The organism is Nitrospirota bacterium (assembly GCA_037386965.1).
Lineage (GTDB): Bacteria > Nitrospirota > Thermodesulfovibrionia > Thermodesulfovibrionales > JdFR-86 > JARRLN01.
The window spans coordinates 1-21,111 of the sequence record JARRLN010000051.1; the positions used below are offsets into that span (position 1 = coordinate 1).

General features: G+C 60.2%; 20 protein-coding genes, 3 tRNA genes and 1 pseudogene. 17 read left to right on the forward strand and 7 right to left on the reverse strand.

Annotated elements, in window-relative coordinates; genetic code table 11:
- The 8 genes and pseudogenes from P8Y39_08385 to P8Y39_08420 all read left to right on the forward strand — a co-directional run.
- Nucleotides 1–406, forward strand: a 406-nt coding sequence (locus P8Y39_08385; GenBank protein MEJ2192353.1) for a chemotaxis protein CheW, incomplete at its 5' end; no start/stop codon positions are given.
- 32 nt (nt 407–438) lie between these two features.
- Nucleotides 439–729 (forward strand): PAS domain-containing protein, encoded by a 291-nt coding sequence (locus tag P8Y39_08390; protein MEJ2192354.1) that lies wholly within the window; start codon nt 439–441, stop codon nt 727–729.
- Nucleotides 730–737: 8 nt separating this feature from the next.
- The gene (locus tag P8Y39_08395) at nt 738–2,045 is read left to right on the forward strand and encodes a methyl-accepting chemotaxis protein (protein ID MEJ2192355.1); all 1,308 of its coding nucleotides are present in this window, start codon (nt 738–740) and stop codon (nt 2,043–2,045) included.
- A gap of 153 nt (nt 2,046–2,198) precedes the next feature.
- On the forward strand, nt 2,199–3,131 hold the full coding sequence (locus P8Y39_08400) for a protein-glutamate O-methyltransferase (GenBank protein MEJ2192356.1): 933 nt from the start codon (nt 2,199–2,201) through the stop codon (nt 3,129–3,131).
- Between the two features lie 25 nt (nt 3,132–3,156).
- A pseudogene (locus tag P8Y39_08405) lies at nt 3,157–4,233 on the forward strand (chemotaxis response regulator protein-glutamate methylesterase).
- Nucleotides 4,234–4,294: 61 nt separating this feature from the next.
- Nucleotides 4,295–5,200 (forward strand): HAMP domain-containing sensor histidine kinase, encoded by a 906-nt coding sequence (locus P8Y39_08410; GenBank protein ID MEJ2192357.1) that lies wholly within the window; start codon nt 4,295–4,297, stop codon nt 5,198–5,200.
- Between the two features lie 104 nt (nt 5,201–5,304).
- Complete coding sequence (locus P8Y39_08415) at nt 5,305–5,751, forward strand: chemotaxis protein CheD (GenBank protein MEJ2192358.1); 447 nt, start codon at nt 5,305–5,307, stop codon at nt 5,749–5,751.
- Between the two features lie 145 nt (nt 5,752–5,896).
- Complete coding sequence (locus P8Y39_08420; GenBank protein ID MEJ2192359.1) at nt 5,897–6,460, forward strand: GDSL-type esterase/lipase family protein; 564 nt, start codon at nt 5,897–5,899, stop codon at nt 6,458–6,460.
- On the opposite strand, the gene P8Y39_08425 is transcribed toward P8Y39_08420, so the two are convergent.
- On the reverse strand, nt 6,457–7,842 hold the full coding sequence (locus P8Y39_08425; GenBank protein MEJ2192360.1) for a sigma 54-interacting transcriptional regulator: 1,386 nt from the start codon (nt 7,840–7,842) through the stop codon (nt 6,457–6,459). The two genes, P8Y39_08420 and P8Y39_08425, sit on opposite strands and share 4 nt — an antisense overlap.
- A gap of 225 nt (nt 7,843–8,067) precedes the next feature.
- Between P8Y39_08425 and P8Y39_08430 the strand changes: the two genes are divergently transcribed.
- The 9 genes from P8Y39_08430 to P8Y39_08470 all read left to right on the forward strand — a co-directional run bounded on the left by P8Y39_08430 (nt 8,068) and on the right by P8Y39_08470 (nt 18,341).
- Nucleotides 8,068–9,699, forward strand: coding sequence for an FAD-dependent oxidoreductase (locus P8Y39_08430; protein MEJ2192361.1), 1,632 nt, complete (start codon nt 8,068–8,070; stop codon nt 9,697–9,699).
- The gene (locus P8Y39_08435; protein MEJ2192362.1) at nt 9,696–10,871 is read left to right on the forward strand and encodes a 2-oxoglutarate ferredoxin oxidoreductase subunit alpha; all 1,176 of its coding nucleotides are present in this window, start codon (nt 9,696–9,698) and stop codon (nt 10,869–10,871) included. Before P8Y39_08430 ends, P8Y39_08435 begins: the two co-directional genes overlap by 4 nt.
- 1 nt (nt 10,872) lies before the next feature.
- The gene (locus P8Y39_08440; GenBank protein MEJ2192363.1) at nt 10,873–11,709 is read left to right on the forward strand and encodes a thiamine pyrophosphate-dependent enzyme; all 837 of its coding nucleotides are present in this window, start codon (nt 10,873–10,875) and stop codon (nt 11,707–11,709) included.
- Nucleotides 11,706–12,248, forward strand: a complete 543-nt coding sequence (locus tag P8Y39_08445) for a 2-oxoacid:acceptor oxidoreductase family protein (protein MEJ2192364.1) — start codon at nt 11,706–11,708, stop codon at nt 12,246–12,248. Before P8Y39_08440 ends, P8Y39_08445 begins: the two co-directional genes overlap by 4 nt.
- Nucleotides 12,249–12,271: 23 nt before the next feature.
- Entirely contained in the window at nt 12,272–13,954 is a 1,683-nt protein-coding gene (locus tag P8Y39_08450) for a long-chain fatty acid--CoA ligase (protein MEJ2192365.1), read from the forward strand.
- 51 nt (nt 13,955–14,005) lie between these two features.
- On the forward strand, nt 14,006–14,983 hold the full coding sequence (locus P8Y39_08455; protein MEJ2192366.1) for a tripartite tricarboxylate transporter substrate binding protein: 978 nt from the start codon (nt 14,006–14,008) through the stop codon (nt 14,981–14,983).
- A 74-nt stretch (nt 14,984–15,057) separates the two neighbouring features.
- Entirely contained in the window at nt 15,058–17,031 is a 1,974-nt protein-coding gene (locus tag P8Y39_08460; protein ID MEJ2192367.1) for a tripartite tricarboxylate transporter permease, read from the forward strand.
- A gap of 45 nt (nt 17,032–17,076) precedes the next feature.
- Complete coding sequence (locus P8Y39_08465; protein MEJ2192368.1) at nt 17,077–17,685, forward strand: sulfite exporter TauE/SafE family protein; 609 nt, start codon at nt 17,077–17,079, stop codon at nt 17,683–17,685.
- 287 nt (nt 17,686–17,972) lie between these two features.
- Nucleotides 17,973–18,341 carry a hypothetical protein gene (locus tag P8Y39_08470; protein MEJ2192369.1) on the forward strand — a complete coding sequence of 123 codons (369 nt, stop codon included), beginning with the start codon at nt 17,973–17,975 and terminating at the stop codon, nt 18,339–18,341.
- A 198-nt stretch (nt 18,342–18,539) separates the two neighbouring features.
- On the opposite strand, the gene P8Y39_08475 is transcribed toward P8Y39_08470, so the two are convergent.
- The 6 genes from P8Y39_08475 to P8Y39_08500 all read right to left on the reverse strand — a co-directional run bounded on the left by P8Y39_08475 (nt 18,540) and on the right by P8Y39_08500 (nt 21,068).
- Entirely contained in the window at nt 18,540–19,085 is a 546-nt protein-coding gene (locus P8Y39_08475) for a putative zinc-binding protein (GenBank protein MEJ2192370.1), read from the reverse strand.
- A 274-nt stretch (nt 19,086–19,359) separates the two neighbouring features.
- On the reverse strand, nt 19,360–19,611 hold the full coding sequence (locus tag P8Y39_08480; protein MEJ2192371.1) for an SHOCT domain-containing protein: 252 nt from the start codon (nt 19,609–19,611) through the stop codon (nt 19,360–19,362).
- A gap of 54 nt (nt 19,612–19,665) precedes the next feature.
- Nucleotides 19,666–20,277 (reverse strand): sigma-70 family RNA polymerase sigma factor, encoded by a 612-nt coding sequence (locus P8Y39_08485; GenBank protein ID MEJ2192372.1) that lies wholly within the window; start codon nt 20,275–20,277, stop codon nt 19,666–19,668.
- A gap of 468 nt (nt 20,278–20,745) precedes the next feature.
- Nucleotides 20,746–20,821 (reverse strand) — tRNA-Lys (locus P8Y39_08490).
- Between the two features lie 75 nt (nt 20,822–20,896).
- Nucleotides 20,897–20,972: transfer RNA gene (locus P8Y39_08495), tRNA-Arg, on the reverse strand.
- A gap of 19 nt (nt 20,973–20,991) precedes the next feature.
- Nucleotides 20,992–21,068 (reverse strand) — tRNA-His (locus tag P8Y39_08500).
- Nucleotides 21,069–21,111 lie beyond the last annotated feature (43 nt).

The window sequence follows — 21,111 nt, forward strand, 5'->3', positions numbered from 1 at the left end:
GGTGCCGCAGACCCCGGAGTTCATGCGGGGGGTGATCAACCTGAGGGGGGGCGTGGTGCCGGTGGTGGACCTGAGGCTGAAGTTCGGGATGCCCCGGACGGAGAGCACGGTAAACACCTGCATCATCATCGTGGAGGTGGCCCTGGAGGGCGAACGGCTCATGCTGGGCGCCCTGGCGGATTCGGTCCAGGAGGTCATGGACCTGGAGGAGGCCCAGATCGAGCCGCCGCCCAGAATCGGCACGAGCGTGCGCACCGACTTCATCAGGGGCATCGGCAAGAGGGGCGAGGATTTCGTGATGATCCTGGATATCGACAGGGTCTTTTCGGCCGAAGATATTCCGGACTACGCAGCAGGGACGCAGAGCCAGAGCGAGGAGACGACTTCCTCGCTGCCCGGCGAATGAAAACCCCAAAAAGATAAAGGAGGCACTTCGTCATGGCGACACGGACAGCACTGAAGGACAGGGAGAAGCGGGGGTCGGCCCCGCGCAACGGCAATGGCGCCAAGAAACACACCGGCTCGCGCAAGGGCGGGGCGGAAGCCGTGCTGGCCTCCATAGCGGAGGCCATGGTGGTGGTGGACAAGGACCTGGTCATCACCTACGTCAATGACGCCGCCTTGAAGGCCATGGGTTACGGCAGGGACGAGGTCGTGGGCAAGATGACCTGTGCCCAGTTTCAAAAGACCCTCATCTGCGGCACGGAGAACACATCCTTTCCTCGATAGCCGCGCCCATGTTCGTCGTGGACAGGGACCTCATGATAACGTCCATCAACGACGCGGCCTTGAAGGCCATGGGCTACAAAAGGGACGAGGTCGTGGGCAGAATGACCTGTGCGGACCTGTCGAAGACCCCGCTGTGCGGCACGGAGAAGTGCACGCTGAAAAACTGCATGCGCACGGGGCAGGCCATCATCGGCGAGACGGACGCGGAGACTCGCGACGGGCATCGGTTCCCCATCCAGGCCGCGTGCTCGGCTCTCATGGACGAGGAGGGAAGGCCCTACGGCGGGATGGAGGTCATCATCGACGTCTCGGAGGTAAAGCGCCTCCAGAAGGAGGCGGAGGAGCAGAGGGCGTACCTGCAGAGACAGGTGGAGATGCTGGTCCGGCAGGCGGACGCTCTCAGTGAGGGCGACCTTTCCATCAACTTCGTGCCCGAAAGGCAGGACGACATAGCCCGGATAGCCGAAAGCCTCAACAAGGTCGTTGCGGCCCTGAACTCCCTGGCCGATGTCGCTGCCCAGGTTGCCGAGGGCGACCTGAGGGCCGAAGTGAAAACCCTCTCGGAGAAGGACGTCCTGGGCAAGTCGCTTCAGATCATGGTCAAACAGCTGCGCTCCGTCGTGGGCAACGTCAAGGGTGCCGCGCAGAATGTGGCCTCCGGGAGCCAGCAGCTCAGCAGCAGTTCCCAGGGGCTGTCCCAGGGAGCCACGGAGCAGGCGGCGGCCGCGGAGGAAGCATCCTCCTCCATGGAGGAGATGGCCGCCAACATCGGTCAGAATGCGGACAATGCGCAGGAGACCGAGAAAATCGCTCTGAAGGCCGCTGAGGACGCAAAGGACAGCGGGCAGGCCGTCACCGACGCGGTGCATGCCATGAAGCAGATAGCGGAGAAGATATCCATCATCGAGGAGATAGCCCGCCAGACGAACCTGCTTGCGCTGAACGCGGCCATAGAAGCGGCCCGGGCGGGCGAGCACGGCAAGGGCTTCGCGGTTGTGGCTGCCGAGGTGCGGAAGCTCGCCGAGCGCAGCCAGCAGGCGGCGGCTGAAATCAGCCAGCTCTCCGGCTCCAGCGTCAGCGTGGCCGAGCGGGCCGGGCAGATGCTGGAGAAGCTCGTAGAACGCCGGTGCCGGGCAGATAAACAAGGCCATCCAGCAGCTGGACCAGGTGACCCAGCAGAACGCCAGTGCCGCCGAGGAAATCGCCTCCACGTCGGAGGAGCTGGCCGGGCAGGCCGAAAGCCTCCAGGACGCCATTTCCTACTTCAAGGTGGATATGGACGACCGCGTTTCCCCGCGCGCTCGAGGGGGCGGTAACGGAGAGAAACGGGCGGAGGAAGGCCCGAGACGCCCTTACAGGGGGGAAGTCAGCAGACAAAAGGAGGAACAGCCGGCGGCTGCAGCTCAATCTTCGGGGGTGACGCTCGACCTTAATCGGGACGACCTGGACGAGGAGTTCGAGAAATTCTGATGCTCTCATCGGCTCTTGACGACCAGGGTGAGAAGCGCTCCGGCGCTTCTCACCCCCGACCCTCTCACGGGGAGGTACGGGGTGAACAGCCCTTTCTCCTGCACGTGAGGCTCAGGGACAGGGAATTCAGGCTCCTCTCGTCCTTCATCACGCAGGAGACGGGAATCAAGATGCCCCCGGCCAAGCGCACCATGCTCGAGGCCCGCCTTCAAAAGCGGCTGAAGGTGCACAGGATGCGCTCCTTCGGGGAATATGTGGACTATGTCTTCAGCCCCGAGGGAACGAGGGATGAGCTCGTTCACATGCTCGATACGGTGACCACGAACAAGACGGATTTCTTCCGGGAGCCTGCCCATTACCGTTATCTCACCGAGAGGGCACTGCCCCGCCTCATTCGGGAGAAGGAGCTGAAAAGGTCCCTCAGGGTCTGGAGCGCGGGCTGTTCGAGCGGGGAGGAACCCTATACGCTGGCCATCGTCCTCAACGAGTTCAAAGAGAACAACGGGGGGTTCGATTTCTCGGTCCTGGCTACGGACCTCTCTTCGCGCGTGCTTGAGAAGGCCCGGCGTGCCGTCTATGAAGAAAGGAAACTGGAGTTCGTACCGGAAGAGTTGAAAAGAAAATATTTCCTCAGGAGCAAGGACCGCGACAGGGGCCTCGTCCGTGTGATTGGCGAGCTCAGGGAGAAGGTCCTGGTCAGGCGCCTCAACTTCATGGCCGAGGACTACGAGCTTTCCGAGCAGATGGACGTCATATTTTGCAGGAACGTCATAATCTATTTCGACCGTCCACAGCAGGAGAAGCTCATCAATCGGTTCTGCCGCCACCTGCAACCCGGTGGATACATATTCGTGGGACACTCCGAGACCCTCAACGGCCTTCCCGTGCCCGTGGAGCAGGAAGAGCCCACGGTCTACAGGAAGCGCCCGTGAGGCGTCGGGAGCACGAAGGAGGAGAATGAAGAAGAAAGTCCGCGTTCTCATCATAGACGACTCGGCGGTGGTCAGGGCCGCCCTCTCGGACGTCATATCTTCGGACCCCGGACTGGAGGTCGTGGGCACGGCGCCGGACCCTCTCATAGCAGCCCAGAAGATACAGCGGCAGGCGCCCGACGTCATCACGCTGGACGTGGAGATGCCGCGCATGGACGGCATCACGTTTCTGGGCAGGCTGATGAGCCAGCATCCCATACCCGTGGTCATCTGCTCAAGCCTCACGGGAGAAGGTTCCGAGACCGCGCTCAGGGCGCTGGAGTACGGTGCCGTGGATATCATCACAAAGCCCCGCCTGGGGGCCAAGGAATACTTGGAGGAGTCCAGGATTCGCATCTGCGACGCCGTCAGGGCGGCCTCGGCGGCCAAGCTGCAGAGAGCCCAGCCCAGCGCCCCCGTGGCTGTGCCGCCCAAGCACACGGCCGACGTCATCATGCCCCGGACGCTCCGGAGGTCCTCCCGGGCCATGGTCGAGACCACGGAGAGGGTGGTTGTCGTGGGGGCCTCCACCGGGGGGACCGAAGCCCTGCGCACGCTCCTCTGCGCCCTGCCTCCGGATGCTCCCGGCATGGTCATCGTGCAGCACATGCCCGAACACTTCACCTCCGCTTTTGCCCGGCGCCTGGACTCCCTGAGCGCCCTCTCGGTGAAGGAGGCGGCCGACGGAGATTCGGTCATCCGGGGGCGGGCCCTCATCGCCCCGGGAAACCGTCATATCCTGCTGAAAAGGAGCGGTTCCAGGCATTACGTCACCCTCAGGGGCGGCCCCCTGGTCTGCCGCCACCGTCCCTCCGTGGATGTGCTCTTCCGCTCGGCGGCCCTCTATGCCGGCGGAAACGCCGTGGGGGTCATCATGACCGGAATGGGCGACGACGGCGCCCGGGGAATGAAGGAACTGAGTGAGGCGGGGGCTTTCACCATAGCCCAGGACGAGGCCACGTCGGTGGTCTACGGCATGCCCCATGAAGCCATGAAAAGAGGGGGTGTGGATGCCGTCCTGCCCCTGGGAAGCATTGCGCAGGAGATCGTGCGTGCGTGTGCCGCAGAAGAACCGGAGGATGCGAGAGACCGGAGAAACCGTCACATCTCAAGGAGGAAAGCCGGTGAAGGAATGCAACGATGATGACCTTCGGCAGGACCCCGAGGGGCGGTTCTCACAGAGCAAGCGTGCCCTGGAGGAACTGAGCCTTCTCACCGAAAAGCTCGAGCGGCTGAACAGGAAACTGAAGGAGTCCGAGGAGATGAAGAGCACCTTCATCTCCAATATCAGAAATGAGATGGGCAGCCCCCTGTACTCCATCATGGGGCTGGCTCGACGCCTGGCCGCGCACAGTGACGACCCGGAGAAAGTTCAGCGGACGGCCGCACTCATTTATGAAGAGGCCTTTGATTTCCACTTCCAACTCCGCAACGTCTTTGCGGCGGCCGAACTGGAGGCCGGCGAGGTAAGGCGGGAGGTGGCCAAAGTGGATATCCGCGTCCTCCTGGATGACGTGCTCGCTTCGCTGGAGCACAAAGTGAGGGAGAAGAATCTCGATGTAGGCATAACCGGTCCCGTGAAGCCTGGCTCCGGAGAAGCCCTTTTCATGGGAGACGGCGGCAAGCTCGAGCTTGTCATGACGAATCTCCTCTCCAACGCCGTGAAGTTCAGCCTGCCGGGCGGCTCTATCGACGTAACCCTGGGCAACGAGGACGGCCTTCTCACCATCGAGGTGAAGGATGTGGGCGTGGGGGTAGACTCCACCTGCCGGGAGACCATTTTCGACAGGTTCTCCCGGCGGGATGCGAGCACGAAGCGTTCGTTCCGGGGGCAGGGCCTGGGGCTTTCCGTGACAAAAGCGCTGGTGGAGCTCATGGTCGGCTCCATCACGTACCGGAAAAATGCGCCCGAGGGCAGCGTTTTTGAGGTCAGGATTCCGGAGGCCTCGCGGTTGTCCACGGCGCGGATGGTGGCGATGGGAGGAAACATGTTCATATTCGACGACGACGCTATGGAGCAGGAGCTATGAAGGGACAGAATTCACCCGGTTTTCTCTCCGAACCCTGCGGGTTGGGAAAAGAGAAAACATTCTTTCTTCACGCCGGAATGCTTTATTGTTCGCTGGAACCCACAGTGGTGACGACCCTCCTGGGTTCGTGCGTGTCCATCTGCCTGTGGGACCCCTATCTGCGCCTGGGAGGAATAAACCACTTCCTGGTCCCTTATTGGAACGGGGAAGGCCTGGCCACGCCCCGCTACGGAGACGTGGCCGTAGAAAAGCTCATAGGGAAGATGCTCTCGCTGGGGTCAAAAAAGAGCTCCCTCGTGGCCAAGGTTTTCGGGGGCTCCTCGCTCATCATGCATAACACCCTTCTGACCAATGTCGGGGAGCGCAACATTTCCTTGGCACAAGAGATTCTGAACTCCGAAGGGATACACGTGGCCGGTGCCGATGTGGGGGGCATGGTAGGCAGAAAAATCCTCTTTTACACCTGCACGGGCACGGTCATGCTGAAAAAGCTCCGTCCCCTGTACCACGCGCATCCGCGTCATTGCGGCGACGTCCCGGAGGCGAGGTGAGGCAACCGGAGGGAGAGCGTTCTTCCGTGCGTCCGAGCCCGGCGGTCCGTGTGCTGGTGCGGGCGGCAAACGAAGGCGCCGTCCGTTCGGGGCACCGCGGCAATCAGGCTTTCGGCTTTTGCGGCAGTTGTGTAGAATTAAAGTCATGCTGGGCAGGCCGACAAAGAAGATACTGCTTGTGGGCAGCTCGCATACGAGGCTTTTCTTTCCTTTTGTAAGCCGTTTTCTCGAGGGGAGGGCCCGGGTTGCCAAGCTTCCCCACGACGCGGGACGCACGGACGAAATGCTGCTGAGTATTTCCGCGTGGCCGGTGGAGGGCCAGGACATTATCCACCTCTACGCCGGGCTCAGAGACCTTCTTCTTGATGTCGACGACGAGCCGTATGTCAAGCCGGAGCAATTCAGGGCAAACCTGAAGAGCATAATAAGAGATATCCGCCGCAGGACGGATTGCAAAATCATCCTGTCCAACCTGCCCCCCGTAACCGGGGAGGTCTTGGATGTGGACCCCGACTGCAACAACCGCATAGCGCTGTACAATTCCATCATCCGCGAGGTCGCCCTTTCCGAAGGCGTGGCTGTTCACGATTTCCATTCCTTTGCCCTGGGGTATGACGGAGGGGAAAAATACAGCGACGGAGTTCACTTCACGCAGGGTTTCTATCGTGCGTTCGGGCGGGAGCTCGCCCGGTATTTGATGCGGAGTTAGGGCTTTTTCGCCGGACGGGAAATGCCGAACTTGTTCGTCTTCTCGTAAAGCGTGGAACGTGATATGCCGAGCCGTTTAGCGGTCCTGGCCATGTTCCAGCCGTTTTCGCTCAGGGCCGCCGCTATGAGGTCCTTTTCGTGCTCGGAAAGGGTGGATACGGAGTCCGGCTTGCCCGGGGGCTCCGGCGCGCTTGCCCGGCGGATTTCGGGGGGCAGGTCGTCTAGGTCGATGATGTTGTTGCTGCAAAGGCTTGCGCCCCGTTCCAGAACGTTCTTCAGCTCCCTGATGTTCCCCGGCCATCTGTAGGAGGAAAGCAGGTCAAGGACCCGTTCAGAGCAGGCCACCTCGGGCCGGCCGATGCACTCCAGCATATGGCGGGCCAGGACTGGGATATCCTCTCTCCGCTCGCTCAAAGAGGGCAGGCGTATGACCATCGCGCTCAGCCGGTAATACAGGTCCTCCCTGAAACCGCCTTCTTCGATAAGGGATTTCAGGTCGCGGTTCGTAGCCGCCAGGAGGCGGAAAGTCACTTTTTTCGGAAGGTTGCCCCCCAGGCGATAGACCATCTTTTCCTCGAGCACCCGAAGGAGCTTTCCCTGGGCGTGAAGCGGCATGTCGCCGATTTCATCGAGGAACAGAGTACCCTTGTCCGCCAGCTCCACCTTTCCCATCTTGCCGTCCTTCTGCGCCCCGGTAAAGGCGCCGGGGGCGTATCCGAACAGCTCGGACTCGAACAAGTCCCGCGGGATGGACGCGCAGTTGATGCTGACAAAAGGGCCCCAGGAGCGGCTGCTCTCGCCGTGCAGGGAATGGGCGAAAAGCTCCTTGCCGGTCCCCGTATCCCCCAGCATGAGCACCGGCGAATCCGTCCGGGCGTACCGCGACAGAAGCTCCTTTGCCTCCAGGATGGCGGCGCTTCCGCCCTTGATATCGTCCAGCGAGTATTTGGAAGAGAAGGCGCTCTTCATCTTCTCCCGGTACGTCATTACCTTTTTCTCAAGGTGCGCTATGCGGTCCGAGAGGTCCTTGAGCTCGCCTATGTCGCCGAACAGGGACTGGGAGATGACGCCCAGGAGGTCGCCCTCTTTACTCTTGACGGGAATCCTGTTGACGACGAGAATCTTCTTGTCCTTGCCCTCTCCCACCGAGCACTTGAACCCGAGCTCCGGTTCTGCCGTCTCCAGGACCGAGCCTATGCGGGAGCCCGGGATGAAATCGTAAATGGGTTTGCCGATTACTTCTTCCCGCCTGACTCCCAGGTATTCGGCATAGGTAGGATTTATATAAAGGATGTTGCACTCGGTATCGCAGAAAATTATCCCGCTGGGCAGGCTGTCCAGGATGACTTCGGGAATATGTACGGAAGTCGAGCGGTGAGACACGGTGATTACCCTCCCTGAAATTATTTAAGCATATCTGTCCGGGTGAAATCCAGACATGTCCGGAATCAATACAGCTTTCGGGAAGGGATTGGGTAACTCTCACCCCCGGGCAGAAGCAAATGTTTCTTGTGTTATCAAGGTCTTTCTCGGAGCTGGATGGTTTTTCCGGTTGTTGGCATGCAACTTGCCTTATGGATGGTATTAAAATTCATGGGAGGTTGGTGCATGCGAAGCAGCGCGTGCAGTACCATTGTCAAGAGGATGGCGGGATGCCAGAGGGCCTGTCCGGTCCACGTGGACGTCCCGCGCTACATACGGGCAATCGCCTCCGGCGACTACGCCGAATCCCTTGCCGTCATCCGGGAGTCCATACCCTTTCCATCCGTATGCGGGTACGCCTGTTTTGCGCCCTGTGAGAGTTTCTGCGGCAGGGGGCAATTTGACGAGCGGCTGGCAATACGTGCCTTGAAAAGGGTGGCTGCCGAAAGGGGAGGGCAAAGCTGGCGCGACGGCCTTCGGACGGAAAAACCCACCGGCAGGAAGGTCGCCGTGGTGGGGGCGGGGCCAAGCGGGCTCACGGCCGCTTATTTCCTTGCCCTCAAGGGGCACGACGTGACGGTCTTTGAAAGCAGGAGCGAACCGGGCGGCATGATGCGGTGGGCCATACCCCGCTACAGGCTGCCGCGGGAGACACTGGATGACGAAATCGAGACCATCCGGTCCCTGGGAGTGAAAATATTGACGGACGTCACCATCGAATCCGTTTCGGATCTCAGGAAGGGCGGCTTTGATGCCGTCTACCTTGCCTGCGGCGCCCAGAAGGGCAGCAGGGCCGGGGTTCCGGGAGAAGAGAGGGAAGGCGTCATGGACGCCCTTTCCTTTCTGGAGAGGGTAAGCAGTGGCTCGCCTGCTTCAGTCGGAAGAAGCGTCTGTGTTATCGGCGGGGGCAACGCCGCGATTGACGCGGCACGGAGTGCACTGAGGCTCGGAGCGGAAAAGGTGAAGATATATTACCGCCGGGGCGAGAAGGAGATGCCCGCGAGCCCGGAGGAGGTGGAGGCCGCTCGGGAGGAAGGGGTGGAGCTGAACTTCCTCGTCGCGCCCGGCAGGATAGAGAAGCAGGACACAAAACTGAAGGTGGTCTTCGACTGCATGGAGCTGGGGCCGCCGGATTCGTCCGGACGGGCAAGGCCCGTCTGCAAGCCCGGCCATGAGAGCAGCGAGACCTTTGACACCGTGGTCGTCGCCGTGGGGCAGGAGCTTGCTCCCGGAAGAATCGGCGTCAAGCTCGACGAGAGGGGCTTCATACTGGCCGGAGAGGACCTTTCCACGGACGAGGAGGGCGTCTTCGCCGGAGGGGACGCGGTGAGCGGACCGTCGTCCATCATAGAGGCCATAGCCACGGGCCGCCGGGCGGCTTCTTCAATGGATGCGTACCTCGGCGGAAACGGCGACGTCCATTTTCCGCTGGCCTCCCCGGAGCAAGAGGAGGCCCCGGAGCCGGCATCGGCGTCCGAGGCCGTGCGGCTTATGAACCTGCCCGCCGGCAGCCGGACGAGCGGTTTCGAGGTTGTGGAACAGACGCTCAAGGACTATGTGGCCCGCGAGGAGGCCAGGCGGTGCCTTTCGTGCGACCGGAGGGAATTCGAGGTCCTGCTGGACCCCGAGGCCTGCAAGGAATGCGGCTACTGCCGGGCCGTATGCCGGATGGGGGTCTTTGAGGCGGGCAGCGAGTTCAACAAGAAAGGATACCGGCCGTTCAAGGTCGTCAATCCGCAGAACTGTGTCGGGTGCATGAAGTGTTTTTACACCTGCCCGGATTTCTGCATCGAGGTTAAAGGAGCCAACAGCGGATGAAACGATATCTGGAGACGGGAAACTTTGCGATTACGGAAGGGGCGATACTTGCCGGCTGCCGCTTCTTTGCCGGCTATCCCATCACTCCGGCGACCGAGCTGGCCGAGGCGATGTCTTTGAGGCTGCCTCAGGAGGGCGGTATTTTCATACAGGGAGAGGACGAATGCGCGGCCATGCACCTGTGCATAGGGGCCGCCCTGGGCGGGTACAAGGCCATGACCGCTACCTCGGGGCCCGGCTATATTCTGTACGCCGACCCCTACGGGTGGGCCATCGGCTGTGAAATCCCCCTTGTCGTGGTCAACTCCGGGCGCGTGGGCCCGGTGAGCGGAATCACGGGAGCGCCCGGCCAGGGCGAGTTCTACCTCACCCGGTACCCTACCCAGGGGGGCAATTTCGAGACCATAGTGCTGGCCCCCAATTCGGCCCAGGAGACGATGTACATGACCGTGAAGGCCTTCTACCTGGCCGAGCGGTTCAGGACCCCGGTCACCATCCTCGCGGACCAGCTCATCACGGACGGCTTCGAGGACATTTCGGTTCCGGAAAACGAAGGCGAGATGAAGGAGATGGGGTTTGAGGTGTACCCGCGGAGGGTCAACAACGGGCCGGTTTTCTATCCCCCCACTGACGAAATCGACATTCCTCCGGTCGTCCTGGGCAAGAACACCGGGGCGCTCTGCTCCGACTGGACGCCGACCGAGGAGGGCTACGATATCGAAGAAGTAGAGGCCCACCACAAGCACGCCTACCGCCTGATTTACAAGGTGAGAAACCACAGGGACCTGGTGGAGGACCTCTATGAAAAGACGCATATGGATGACGACCCCGACTTGGTTGTCGTCTCCTTCGGCACGCCGTCCCGGGTGGTCAATACGGCGGTCAAGAAGGCCAGGGCGGAGGGGCTGAACGTCGGAGCGCTGAGGCTCAGGCATATCTGGCCTTTCCCCGACGAGCTGTTCTCCACCCCGAGGAAGTACCTGTGCGTGGAGCTGAACTGGGACGGCCAGCTGGTCAGGGAAGTGCAGAGGGCGGCGCCGAAGGACGCGGAGGTGCATTTCACAGGCATCTGCGGCGACCTGCCCTCCATTGCCGACCTGCTGGAGACGTTCACGAAGATTCTCCAAGGCAAGGCCCTGGAGCGCCAGGGCTGGAAGATGGAGGCCTGGTAAAATGGACTATCTGGCAAACAAGTATCTGAGGTTCCGCAAGACGCCCAGCACCGCCTGCACCGGCTGCGGCCTGGGAATAAACCATAAGGCCGTGCTCCAGGCCGTATACGAGCTGGGCCTCGAGGTCGAGGACGTCGTCTGGGGCACGTCCATAGGATGCGCCGGACGGCAGACCTTCGGCATGTGGAAAGGGGACGGCTTCGCCGGAACGCACGGCCGCGTATATGCCATTGCCCGGGGGCTCAGGCTGGCGCTGCCCCCGGAGAAGAAGATAATCCTTACCGTTGGGGACGGGGACGCCTTCGGCATCGGCCTGCTGCACCTCATTCATGCCGCACGCTCCAACGCCGACCTGACGGTGGTTGTCAACGACAACCTGGGCTACATGTCCACCGGAGGACAGTACGGCTGGACCACGCCCCTGGGGACCAGGACGGACAGCAGCCCCTACGGGATGTATGAGCAGAACCTGGTTCGGGAGGGCATGGACGTCCTGGGTGTGCTCCAGCACGCCGGCGCCACCTTCCTGGCCCGGCACGTGTCGATGGACGGCTCCCGCGCCACGGGCAGCATCAAGAAGGCGATACAGAACAAGGGACTCTCGCTGGTCCATATGATATACCCGTGCCCCACGAACTTCGGAAGCCGGGAGCTGGGGACCAGGGACGCCCTCAGCATTTACAACTGGATACGTGAGAGGAGCGCTCCCCTGGAAAAGGCCGGCGAGGATACGCTCTGGGCCACGGGGGTCTATCACGACGCCAGCAACAGCAGGCCGGAATTCTCCGAAGACATATTGAAGAACGTAGAGAAAATCAGGAGGGCTGCCGCGGTATGAAAACGAGGACGGAAATCCTGGCCAGCGGCTTCGGCGGGCAGGGCGTGGTAAGGCTCGGCCAGATTCTGGGCGAGGCCGCCGTCAGGCAGGGCTACAGAGTCACGATGCTCAAGAGCCATGGGACCGAGATGAGGGGAGGATACGTGCGCAGCCAGGTCGTCATCTCCACCGAGACGATCGACAGCCCCATTGTGGAATCCCCGGATGTCTTCGTCGCGCTCTCCCTGGCTGCCTACAACACCTTCAAGCACCTTATGAGGGATGGAATGATAATCTACGACCCGGCTTTCGTTGCCGTGGACGAAAGCCTGGGCTGCGTTCAGCACGCCGTGCCGGCCAAGGACATCTCCGTGGAGAGGTTCGGCCGGCCGGTATTCGCCAACACTGTGATGCTCGGCGTTCTGGCCAGCACGGTCGAGGTGCTCGACCCGCAGACGGTCCTGGAGAGCATTTTCCAGGTCATCCCGAAATTCCAGGACCAGAACAGGGAAGCCTTCATGATAGGCATGACGTTGCTTGAGACGGCCAAAAAGAAGTAAAACAAAAGGGGAAGCGAGGTGCAATGACCAAAGGCGTAAAAGGGGCAGACCACCCCTGGTACAAGGTGTGGCCGGGCCATCTCTCCAGGAGGTTCAGATACCCGAGAGTGCCGGCCGGTTGGCTCCTCGAGCGCAATCTGAAGAAATTCGCCGACAGGACCGCCGTCATATTCCTCGACCACGAAAGCCTCGAGGAGCTGGAACGGGTCACCTACGGGGAACTTTTCAGAAGGGCACGGGCCCTGGCCGCGGGGCTCAGGGAGTTGGGGGTCGGCAAGGGAAACAGGGTTGCCACCCTCCTGCCCAACTCCCCCGCTATAATCACCAGTTATAACGCAGCCTGGCTTGCTGGGGCGGCGATAACCCCGTGCAACATCATGGCCCAGGAAAAGGAGCTCGATTACCAGCTCAGGGACTCCGCCGCCAGTGTGCTCATCGCCGCCGAAAGCATGGCGGAGCTCGCCCTGAGTGCCGCGGGCAGGCGCGGCATGAGGGTCATCTTCGCCCCCACGGGAGAGAGGCACAGGGCAAAGCCTCCCAGAGGGGTCCTTCACTTCGACGACCTCCTTCAGGTGGACAAGCCCCTGCCGGAAGTCGAGGTGAATCCCGCCAAAGACATGGCGGTCCTGCTCTACACGGGCGGGACGACGGGGGAGCCCAAAGGGGCCATGCTGACCCATCGCAACATAGTCGCCAACACGATACAGTTTGCCCGGTGGTACCGGTTCCGGGAAGGGCGGGAGACGACCATATGCACAATCCCCATGTCCCACAGCGGCGGCATGAGCGGGGTGATGAACGTTCCACTGTTTTCGGGGGCCACGCTCGTCGTGATGAAGAGGTTCAAGGCGGCCTCCGTGGCCAGGAGCATAGAGAAGTACAGGGCTACCCGCTTCTTCGGCGTGCCCACCATGTACATAGCCATTTTGAACGACCCTGAGGCCTCCGTGTGTGACCTGTCCTCGCTCCGCGCCTGCCGCACCAACGCCGCCCCCTTGCCGGTAGCCGTCAAAGAGGCGTTTGACGGCAGGGTGGGCAAGGAGGTCCTGGTGGAAGGCTACGGGCTGACGGAGACCAGCCCGCTGACGCACGCCAACCCGCTGGACAGGCCGGTACCGGGCTCCATAGGCATCCCGCTGCCCGATACGGACTGCAAGATAGTGGACCCGCAGACCGGGGAGGACCTGCCGGCGTGCTGCGAGGGGGAGCTCGTCATACGGGGCCCCCAGGTGATGAAGGGATACTGGAACAAGCCCAAGGCCACGAGCAAGGCCATGGCCGGCGGATGGTTTCATACGGGGGACGTGGCGCGGATGGACGAGGACGGGTACTTCTACATCGTCGACAGGATGAAGGACATGATAAATTGCGGCGGATACAAGGTATGGCCTCGCGAGGTCGAAGAAGTGCTCTACGCCCATCCCGGCGTGAAACTGGTAACGGTAATCGGCGTGCAGGACGACTACTACGGGGAAATCGTCAAGGCCTTCGTGGTGCCGGGCAACGACGGGGTTACCGTCGGGGAACTCGTGGAGTTTTGCAAGAGCAAAATGGCCAGGTACAAGGTGCCCAGGGTCATGGAGTTCAGGGATTCCCTGCCCATAAGCCCCCAGGGCAAGGTCCTGCGCAGGGTCATGCGGGAGGAGGTCCGCAGCGGCGGCAGCTGCGGGGCATGCAGTGTGCAGGGGAGGGACGAGGAGGATTGAGAAAGAGAACCTTTCTTCGTATGAACTGAAAGGGAAACCGAGGGAGGCAACATGAGAACCAGGATAGTGGGAATCGGGCAGGTCGTGCTCGCGGTGTTGCTCGTGTTCGGGCTCGCTGCTCCGGCGTTGGCCGGACAGTACCCGGACGAACCGGTGAAGCTGTACGTTTCGTACTCTCCGGGCGGGGCCACGGATTTTCAGGCCCGGATAGTCACCATGAAGGCGCAGGATTACCTGGGCCAGCCCATAGTGGTGATAAACAAGCCCGGCGGCGGGGGCATGGTCGGCTGGAACTGGTTCGTCACCTCCGCCAAGGACGACGGGTATGAGCTGGTGGCCTATAACATACCGCACTTCATCGCCCAGTCCATCGTGTACCCGAAAAAGGCGAAGTACAACATCAACAACATGGAGCCGGTGGCCAACTGGGGGACCGACCCCGCCGTTCTGGTCGTGCCCAAGGACAGCCCGTTCAACTCGGTGTCCGACCTGGTGGACTATGCCAAGAAGAACCCCGGCAAGCTCACCGTATCGGGCGCCGGCCTGTACGTCGGCCACCACATAGCCCTCCTTCAGCTTGAGAAGGCGACCGGGATGAAGGCTCGTTACGTGCCTTACAAGGGCGGGGCGCCGGCCCTGCTCGGGGTCATCAGCGGCGAGGTCAAGGCGGGCTTCAACAATCTTTCCGACGCGTACAGAAGCAGGGACAGGCTGAAAATCCTGGCGGTAGCGGACCTGGAGAGAGACTCCTTCCTGCCGGATACGCCCACTTTCCTGGAACTGGGATTTAACGTCGACGACACCAGCAACAACCGCCGGGGCATAGCGGCGCCCAAGGGCACCCCGCCGGAGCTTCTGGAAAAACTTTCCACCGATTTTGTCAAGATGTTCAACGACAAGAAGATCCAGAGCAAGATGAAGCAGACCGGCTGCGGCCTCAAGGTGATGGGGCGCGACGACCTGAGAAAGGAGTGGCAGAGGGTCCAGGACACGCTGACAGTGGTCCTGAAGGGCCTGCGCGCAGACTAATATAGCGAACGAGCGGGAGGGAGAGCGAGCTTCCGGCGCGCTCTCCTCCCGTTTCATGGGGGAAGGGCAGTCATATGCTCGAGGGGATAACGGGTGTCTTAGGCAACCTGTCCAACGTCTTCACCTTCTATAACATGGTGATCCTCCTGGCCGGGGTGCTGGGAGGCCTTGTACTGGGTGCGCTGCCCGGCATCAGCCCCACTCTGGCGGTCGCCCTGCTCGTGCCTTTTACTTTCTACATGAACCCCCTCAGCGGCCTCATCCTGCTCGGCGCCGTGTACATGGCATCGGTTGCGGGCGGTGCGATATCGGCCATCCTCATTAATGTGCCGGGAGCCCCCGCCAATATCGCAACCATGCTGGACGGCTACCCCATGGCCAAAGCCGGGAAGGCCAGGTCCGCCCTGTACACCTGTTTCATAAGCTCCTTCATGGGCGGCATCTTCGGCATGGCCGTCATGATACTCCTTACGTTTCCCCTGGCGGAATTCGCTTTGAGGTTCCGGTCGGTGGAGATTTTCTGGACCGCCATCCTCGGCATGACGGTGGTGGCCGGGCTGGGCTCGGGCAGCGTGGTCAAGTCCCTCGTTGCCGCGGCCTTCGGCGTGTGGCTCAGCACGATAGGGCCGAACCCGACGACCGGGGAATTCCGGTTCGTCTTCCACGACGCCCTGGCGGGTGGAATAAACATAATCCCCGCGCTCATCGGCCTCTTCGCCATCCCGCAGGTATTTACGCTCATCGAGAACTTCGGCACGGAAAGGTCCGGCGTGCGCGTGGAGGACGAGAAGGGCGGCCTGTGGAGAACGTTCCGGAAAACCGCCGGGATGTTCCGGGTTCAGGGCATGGGTGCGGTCATCGGGTCGGTCATCGGGCTCATTCCCGGCGTGGGCGGGCAGGTCGCCGGAATAGTCTCTTATGACCAGGTCAAAAAGTACTCCCGCAACCCCGAAAAGTACGGCACGGGCATAGCAGAGGGCGTGGCGGCCGCAGAGAGCGCCAACAATGCCATGGTGGGCCCGTCGCTGGTGCCGCTTCTGACCCTGAGCATCCCGGGCAGCCCGACGGCGGCCGTCCTTCTCGGCGGCCTGCTCATCCACGGAATATTTCCGGGGCCGGACCTTTTCCGCCTGCACGGAAATATCGTGCATTCATTCATAGGCAGCCTTCTTCTGGCGCAATTCGTCATGCTCGTCTTCGGCTTGGGGCTTTCGCGGTATTCCGGCTGGATAATGAAGGTCGACGACATGTACATGGCCGCCTCCATCATCGTCCTGGCTGTCTTCGGCACATACAGCGTGAACAACAATTTCAACGAAGTCCTGATCATGTTCGCGGTGGGGTTCCTGATGTATCTGGGAGGCAGGGTGGGATTTTCCGCCGCACCGGTGGTGATGGGGCTGATACTGGGAAGGATAGCCGAGAACGCCTTCCTCAAAAGCATGCTGATAGCTCGTGCCGGAGAGGGCATGCTGAAGTATTTCTTCACCGGATGGATAAACGTGGTCATCATACTCTTGTGCGTTGCGTCCCTGCTGTTCGGCGTTCAGGGGATGATAAAGGGCAGGGTGCGGAAGGGCAGAACCGTGAGGGACCTGCACGTTTCGTGCGTCGTCCTGGCGTTTTCCCTGCTGGTCTATTTTTACGGTTTGAACGTCAGGGACCCCCTTTCGGCCATATTTCCCGCAGCCACCCTTCTCATAATGGCGGGCCTTGCGGCCGTCGCACTGCTTCAATCCTTGTATTCCCTGCTGAAAGGGAAAGAAGAGGAAGAGAGTGAGCCCCCCTTGCCCATGGCCCGGATAATCGGCGCCATCACCCTGGTCGTCCTGTATTTCGTCGCCCTTACCTCTCTGGGCTTTTACTTCAGTTCGTTCGTTTTTTACTTCATTTTCATCACCGTCCTCATGTTCAGGATGTTCAGGAAAAAGGACTTCCTGAGTCCCGTCCTGAGCCGGGCGTTCGTGGCCGCCGCTTTCGTTTCGGTGCTTTACATTCTTTTCAACGTCATCCTGAATGCTTCTCCGCCCAAGGGGCTGATAATATAGGCTGCGGCGGGTGGCCGACTCTACCGGCGTTCTGAAGAGGTTCGATTGGGATTGTTGATTGGCCTTGGGGCGGGTCTGTTCGGCGGTTTGCTGGGCATAGGCGGGGGGTTCATAATGATTCCCCTGATGGTCAGGTTCATGAGGGTCCGCCAGCATGTTGCCCACGGCACGAGCCTGGCCGTTCTGGTTTTCATCGGCCTCTCCGGCGCGCTCTCCTATGCCCTGAAGGGCTCCCTCGATATTGCGGCCTTTTTGCTGCTTGCCGCCACCTCAGTGGTGACCGCTTATTTCGGAGCCAGGGTTGCTCATGCGCTGCCCGAGCAATTACTGAAGAGGTTCTTCGGCGCGTTTCTTCTATTCGTTGCCATTTTCATGCTCCTGAAACCCCATCTCTGGAGCGCGGCTTTCGCCCCGGCCCTGCGGTACAGGGTCGTCGTGCTTGCGCACTTTCGGCTGGGGAATGTGAAAGCGAGGTTAATAGGCCAGCTTGTCACGGGCGTGATTGCCGGGTCTTTTCTGGGAGGCACGTTCGCGCATTTGTTCCCGGAAAATGCGCTCCGGTCCTTGTTCGGCATCGTCCTTGTCTGGACGGCATGGAGATACCTGGCACCGGGCAGGTGGGTAGGGGAAGGCGGGACGAACGCGGACAAATGAGTTACTGACCCGCAACGCGAGCGCGTTTCCTCTGGCTCTGACGCTTCAGGCGGCCAGTGTCTGGGCGGTGGAGGAGCCTGGATGGGAGCGTTCATCGTCAGTCAGTGCGGCAGCCCGTAATTGAAATCATTGCGATGGCGTTGATATGTATTTCACAAATTACTTCCAGTAACAAACGGTTGACATTAGTCATCAGGAAATATAGATTACATCCAGTAATGTATAAGTTTTTCCTTATCACGGCATTTACTTTGGCTTTGCTATGCATGGGCATGGGGGCGTCAAACGTGGCGGATGCGCAGGAGGTTAAGAAGTACGCCACGGTTCATGAAGGTCCGGTCGCCATATTCATCGAGCCGACGGACGAAGAGAGAGAGGCCTTGAAGAAGGAGCGCGGCGAGGAGGACTTCGATACCATAGCTGACGACATCATGTGGTACGACTGGCGGGCGACGGAGTTCCTGAGTAAAAGGGACATTCCCTTCTGCTTTACGACAGAGGAGCACCACGAGTTCATAACGGTGGACGATAAGAGATATTCCGTGGACAAGGAATGCCGCTACTGGTGCCTGTTGCTCTGGAACGGCAAAGACGAGCCTGTGTACACAGACTCAATAGACATAGATATGTACGAAGATTACCTTATGGGGGAATGACAACTACTTCCTGGAGGTTGCATCAGGTTCGTCTTCCGATAACTACGTAGTTCCCCTCCGACTCCGCAAAACCGCATTTTGCTCATAGATGCGGATTACAAGAGCAAGCGCGACAAGGTTTCCAGCGCAGACCTTGAACCGATATTTGTGAACCCGCTGTGCACGAACACCCGCCTTAGTGCACAGCGGGTCAGGCTACTAATTACAGGCGCCCTCCGTCTGGGGGGCGGCCCCGCACTCGGCCCTGATGCAGGGCCTTGCCTCGTTGCACCCCTGCTCTTTCAACTCAGCCAGGACCATGTCCGCCACCTTCCGCGCCGTCGCGTTGCGTTCTTCCTCAGGGACAGAGTCGATATCAAAACGGTCGGTGTACTTTCTGTAGAAGGAAAGGGCATCGAGCCTGACCAGATTCTCCTTGCCGAGCAGATTTTCGAGAATTCTGCCGTGGCAGCCCAGGAAGCAGCCGTCGATGAGGACGACTTTCCCTGAGTTCTTCACCCAGCGGGCCAAGGCCGAATGGGGCACCGCAAACAATTCCCCGTGACAGCCACGGCGGTAGGGCTCTTCCTTTGCCACGAGGTTTGCCGCGAGACGGGCGATTTCTCCCCGTATGCACGCTCCCTCGCAGGAGAGGACGGGAATTTTCCCCTCCTCAAGATTTCTGTTTCCGACCTTCTCCCCCACGGGGCAGGTCCTTTCGGTCCTTGTAACCTCAAGGGTATACACGGTGTTTGACTTTTCCATCGCACCCTCCGATGTTATTCAGTTTTTTCCGCTTCGGGCTCGCAACAGGATTGCTTTTGCATGGCTTCCATCATGCGCCTCATCATGGATAAGCAATCGGGGGAACCCCCCGGGGCAGCACAACACGTGCCCATTTTCTCAAACATCGTCTTGAAGTCCCCGGGGTTGCACCCGAAGCCGGCATCCTTTGCCTTATCTTCCTTCCGTGTCTTCTCTCCACAATGCATTTCAATGCCTCCCACTCGTTTGATTCAACCGACCTCGACGTATGAAATCAGCTGTGCCCGGTTAAGGTCCTTTTTCTGTCTTCGTACTCCTCCTTGTTTATCTCCCCCAGGGCGTACCGCTTGTCGAGCACGTCCATTGCCGAATCCGAAGCCTCCATGCCCCTGCTGTCTGCGTCATGGGTATCGCGCCCGCCCATCATACAGCCCATGCGGCCCCGCATCATGAAGATGCAGAAAACGACCATGATGATGGGGAATATCCACCAAAGGGAGAAACCGTAGAACGCCGAGCCGAACATCCCAATCACCTCCTTTTCCCTGTAGACGGGGCAAGGGGCGAAAAGGATACAGGCTCAGGTGGATTCCTTGAAATCTCTGAGGGCGGTCTTGAGGTCGCAGGAAAATACGTTCCGCTCGTCACGGTAGAAGCTGCAGTGGGCCTCGAACTCTCTCTTCAGTCGTGCCCTCGCGCGATGCAGCCGTATCTTCACGGTATCGAGACTGACTCCGAGGATTTCGGCAACCTCGCGGTTTTTGAAGCCCTCGATCTCTTTGAGTATGACGACGGTCCTGTAGTCCGCCGGGAGCCGGAAAATAAAGTCCCGAATGCACTCGTTCATTTCCGTCCGTATAAGCTGCCGGTCAAAGGAAATCATCTTTTGCCCCGTCCATACATCCATATCCGCCGTCTCGGCTGCTCTTTCTTCGGTTGAACGGTCCCGGACGGTTCTCTGAAAGGACGGACTGCGCTGTCTATCCAGGGCGGCATTGGTCGCGATTCGGTAGATCCACGTGGAAAAGGACGACTCGCCCCGAAATCCTTCCAATGCCTGATTAACCTTCATGAAGACTTCCTGCGTGAGGTCTTCGGCCTCGCGCTCTCCCACCAGTCGTGTCAGGTAATGGAGCATCTTGGGATGAAAGGTGCTGTAGATATCCTGGAAATTCAATTCGGTGTCGCTCATCCGCTACCTCCCCTCGGCGAAGGATGAGGATGCCATAACGTAATTATATTACGTATTGCTGAGTTTCGCCAGAGTCCTCTGAGAGCCCACGTTGAGTAGAGGGAAGCGCAACCCAATAATTCATTTTGGAGACTTTTGGCGGTACTTCGCACAGACTGTAAACCCCGGGGTATGCGACCTTCTGGATGAAATCTTCGAAAGTTGCGACTTCCAATACCTGTGGCTTCGTAGGTGTAAGTCGCAACTGGAGATAATCGTTCATTGCTTGAAGGCGCCTCGGGGTACGCCTTTTGTCATGGCTGAAGTGAGCATTGCCGCCGCCAGGGATGCCTCGGCCAAAGGACGCTCACCGTTTTCCTGAGATGTGCGACCCCACCCGGGTTCGGAATTGGACCATAAAAGCGGTTACCAAGACGGTTACCGAAGAAAAGGGGTTACGGTTCGTGCCCCGTAACCCCTTGATTTTTCTGGGGGGCCGTCGGGGATTCGAACCCCGGACCCGCTGATTAAGAGTCAGCTGCTCTACCAGCTGAGCTAACGGCCCAACGCTTTAATACTAAAACAGTTTCCGGCACCTTTGCAATCTCATCGGCCGAAACCCGGGCATCCCCGAAGAAAGTGGCGCGCCTGAGAGGATTCGAACCTCTGACACCCGGCTCCGGAGGCCGGTGCTCTATCCACTGAGCTACAGGCGCTTCCTTCCAGGATGCTCTATGGGGTGGGCGAGGGGACTTGAACCCCCAACACCTGGAGCCACAGTCCAGTGCTCTGACCAATTGAGCTACGCCCACCGACCCGCCGAAGCGGCTGAGGACAAACCATATTATACCCTAT

What these genes read in the sequence shown, in the direction of transcription:
- P8Y39_08390 (MEJ2192354.1), top strand. Translation starts at nt 439, where the DNA reads ATGGCGACACGGACAGCACTGAAGGACAGGGAGAAGCGGGGGTCGGCC.
- P8Y39_08395 (MEJ2192355.1), top strand. Translation starts at nt 738, where the DNA reads ATGTTCGTCGTGGACAGGGACCTCATGATAACGTCCATCAACGACGCG.
- P8Y39_08400 (MEJ2192356.1), top strand. Translation starts at nt 2,199, where the DNA reads ATGCTCTCATCGGCTCTTGACGACCAGGGTGAGAAGCGCTCCGGCGCT.
- P8Y39_08420 (MEJ2192359.1), top strand. Translation starts at nt 5,897, where the DNA reads ATGCTGGGCAGGCCGACAAAGAAGATACTGCTTGTGGGCAGCTCGCAT.
- P8Y39_08430 (MEJ2192361.1), top strand. Translation starts at nt 8,068, where the DNA reads ATGCGAAGCAGCGCGTGCAGTACCATTGTCAAGAGGATGGCGGGATGC.
- P8Y39_08435 (MEJ2192362.1), top strand. Translation starts at nt 9,696, where the DNA reads ATGAAACGATATCTGGAGACGGGAAACTTTGCGATTACGGAAGGGGCG.
- P8Y39_08440 (MEJ2192363.1), top strand. Translation starts at nt 10,873, where the DNA reads ATGGACTATCTGGCAAACAAGTATCTGAGGTTCCGCAAGACGCCCAGC.
- P8Y39_08445 (MEJ2192364.1), top strand. Translation starts at nt 11,706, where the DNA reads ATGAAAACGAGGACGGAAATCCTGGCCAGCGGCTTCGGCGGGCAGGGC.
- P8Y39_08450 (MEJ2192365.1), top strand. Translation starts at nt 12,272, where the DNA reads ATGACCAAAGGCGTAAAAGGGGCAGACCACCCCTGGTACAAGGTGTGG.
- P8Y39_08455 (MEJ2192366.1), top strand. Translation starts at nt 14,006, where the DNA reads ATGAGAACCAGGATAGTGGGAATCGGGCAGGTCGTGCTCGCGGTGTTG.
- P8Y39_08460 (MEJ2192367.1), top strand. Translation starts at nt 15,058, where the DNA reads ATGCTCGAGGGGATAACGGGTGTCTTAGGCAACCTGTCCAACGTCTTC.
- P8Y39_08475 (MEJ2192370.1), bottom strand. Translation starts at nt 19,085, where the DNA reads ATGGAAAAGTCAAACACCGTGTATACCCTTGAGGTTACAAGGACCGAA.
- P8Y39_08480 (MEJ2192371.1), bottom strand. Translation starts at nt 19,611, where the DNA reads ATGTTCGGCTCGGCGTTCTACGGTTTCTCCCTTTGGTGGATATTCCCC.
- P8Y39_08485 (MEJ2192372.1), bottom strand. Translation starts at nt 20,277, where the DNA reads ATGAGCGACACCGAATTGAATTTCCAGGATATCTACAGCACCTTTCAT.